This window comes from Dictyoglomus sp., assembly GCF_049968615.1.
Taxonomy (GTDB): Bacteria; Dictyoglomota; Dictyoglomia; order Dictyoglomales; family Dictyoglomaceae; genus Dictyoglomus; species Dictyoglomus turgidum.
Genome location: NZ_JBMFQK010000005.1, coordinates 55,527 through 57,864, shown reverse-complemented (window position 1 = coordinate 57,864; position 2,338 = coordinate 55,527). Strand labels below are relative to the sequence as shown.

The 2,338-nt window shown below is 33.8% G+C and carries 3 protein-coding genes; all 3 read left to right on the top strand.

Features of this window, described 5'->3' with window-relative positions:
* The first annotated feature begins 142 nt into the window (after positions 1-142).
* Positions 143-1,027 (top strand): carbohydrate ABC transporter permease, encoded by an 885-nt coding sequence (locus ACP5QL_RS05255; RefSeq protein ID WP_428125869.1) that lies wholly within the window; start codon positions 143-145, stop codon positions 1,025-1,027.
* 16 nt (positions 1,028-1,043) lie between these two features.
* Positions 1,044-1,880 carry a carbohydrate ABC transporter permease gene (locus ACP5QL_RS05250; RefSeq protein ID WP_428125866.1) on the top strand — a complete coding sequence of 279 codons (837 nt, stop codon included), beginning with the start codon at positions 1,044-1,046 and terminating at the stop codon, positions 1,878-1,880.
* A 15-nt stretch (positions 1,881-1,895) separates the two neighbouring features.
* The coding region (locus tag ACP5QL_RS05245) for an extracellular solute-binding protein (protein WP_428125864.1) at positions 1,896-2,338 on the top strand (443 nt) is incomplete at its 3' end.

The window sequence follows — 2,338 nt, the reverse complement described above, 5'->3', positions numbered from 1 at the left end:
AATAATATGCTTGAAACTACCCTCGGCTATGCTTGGCAAGGAAAGGTTGATATTGAAAAGGCTGCTAAAACCGCTGAAGACAGAGTTAACAAAATCTTACAAGAGGCTTGGAAAAAATTAGAAAAATAAAGGAGTTACTATTATGATAAAAAAGAGCTATAGATTTATAGAAAACCTAATAGGATATATCTTCCTATCACCTTGGCTTTTTGGATTAATATTCTTTGGTCTTGGTCCCCTAATTTTTTCCATTATCTTATGTTTTTCAGAATGGGATCTTATAAGTGCACCTAAATTAATTGGATTTAATAACTTCTTATCCTTGTTGGAAGATGAACTTTTTTGGAAATCTTTAAGAAACACTTTGCTCTTTTCCTTCTCGGTTCCTATTTCAACCTTAATATCCCTATTTTTCGCTTACCTTATGAATAGGCCAAAGAGTATTTTCTCTGTACTAAGATCTATCTATTTCATTCCTTCTGTAACTCCTGCCGTCGCAAATACAGTAGTGTGGGTATGGCTACTGCATCCCCAAGTAGGCATCATAAATTATCTACTTAAAAAATTTTTCTCAATTCAAGGACCTAATTGGCTCGGCGATCCGAATTGGATAATCCCTTCTTTAATAATTATTGCTGTTTGGGGAGCAATAGGATACAATATTGTCCTTTTTACGGCAGGGCTACAAGCTATAGATCCCCAAATATATGAGGCTGCAGAGATAGATGGAGCTAATAAATGGCAAATCTTCTTTAAAATAACTATTCCCTTAATATCTCCCACTACTTTCTTTGTATTGGTAACTTCCTTTATATGGTCTTTCCAAGTATTTGATATTTCCTATATTGCTACTAATGGAAGGCCAGATGAGCACAGTTTGACCATAGTATATTACCTATTCCAAAATGCTTTCCAATATTTTAAAATAGGAAAAGCTTCAGCTATTGCCTGGATTTTAACACTAATAATAGGATTTGTTACTTATATCGAATTCAAGATAGAAAAGAAGTACGTGTTTTATCAATAAATGGGAGGAATATTAAATGAATAAAACCAAATTAGAGGGAATAAATAATTTAATCTTAATCTTGATTCTATTTGGTATAGGTGTTCTAATGTTACTTCCCTTCATATGGATGTTCTTTACATCTCTAAAAGATTGGGGGGAGATTTTTAAATTTCCACCTACCCTCTTTCCTTCAAAGCTAAGATGGGAAAATTATAAGGAGTTATTTCAAATTGCACCAGTTATTGCTTGGCTTAAAAATTCTTTATTCCTCTCTATTGTTTCTACCATTGGTGTACTATTATCTTCATCTATTGTTGCTTTTGCCTTTGCAATGATGAACTTTAAAGGTAAAGGTTTTTGGTTTTCCATATTGCTTCTCACAATGATGGTTCCATTTCACGTTACCATGATTCCCCAATACATTCTTTTTAGGTACTTGGGATGGATCAATACTTTAAAGCCATTATGGGTACCTACCTTTACAGGTGCACCATACATGATCTTTCTTTTAAGACAATTCTACAGAAGTGTTCCTAATTCCTACTTTGAATCTGCAAGAATTGATGGAGCTTCTTTTTGGCAAATTTTTTATAGGATATATGTCCCCTTATCTTTGCCTGTAACTGTAACAGTAGCTCTTCTAACTTTTATAAATCAATGGAACTACTTTCTTGGTCCCCTAATCTATCTAAACGATATAAATAAAATGACTATTACTGCTGGCTTGTCCTTCCTTCAAGGACAAAGTTTTGGATATTGGAACTATATTATGGCTGGATCTACCATTGCAGTACTTCCTATATTGTTCCTATTCCTACTTACTCAAAAGTATATTATTGAGGGTATTATGCTCCAAGCAGGACTAAAATAATAGGGAGGTGTTTCTATGAGAAAATTTTTATTTATTTCACTAATTAGTTTAATCCTATTGTCTCTTTCAGCTCTTGGACAGAGCAAAATCCAAATTACTTACATGAGATGGGGAGATATAAGGGAAATTGAAGTAGAGAGAAAAATCGTTGACGCCTTTAATCAGTCCCAAAATAAAATATTTGTTAATTTAGAATCTGCTGCCTGGGGAGCTTATTGGCAACAACTACAAAACCGAATTGCAGCTGGAAATGCACCAGATGTGATGCTAATAAGTGGAGCCTACTTTATTGATCTTGCCTCTAAGGGCGTCTTTAAAGATATAACTGACTGGGCTAAAAAAGATATCAACTTCAAAAATTATTACTACAATCCAGAACTCTGTGAATGGGATGGAAAGATTTACGCTATGATAAGGGATATCACCTTAGGCGGTATAATGTTCTACAACAAAGATAT

What these genes read in the sequence shown, in the direction of transcription:
- ACP5QL_RS05255 (WP_428125869.1), top strand. Translation starts at nt 143, where the DNA reads ATGATAAAAAAGAGCTATAGATTTATAGAAAACCTAATAGGATATATC.
- ACP5QL_RS05250 (WP_428125866.1), top strand. Translation starts at nt 1,044, where the DNA reads ATGAATAAAACCAAATTAGAGGGAATAAATAATTTAATCTTAATCTTG.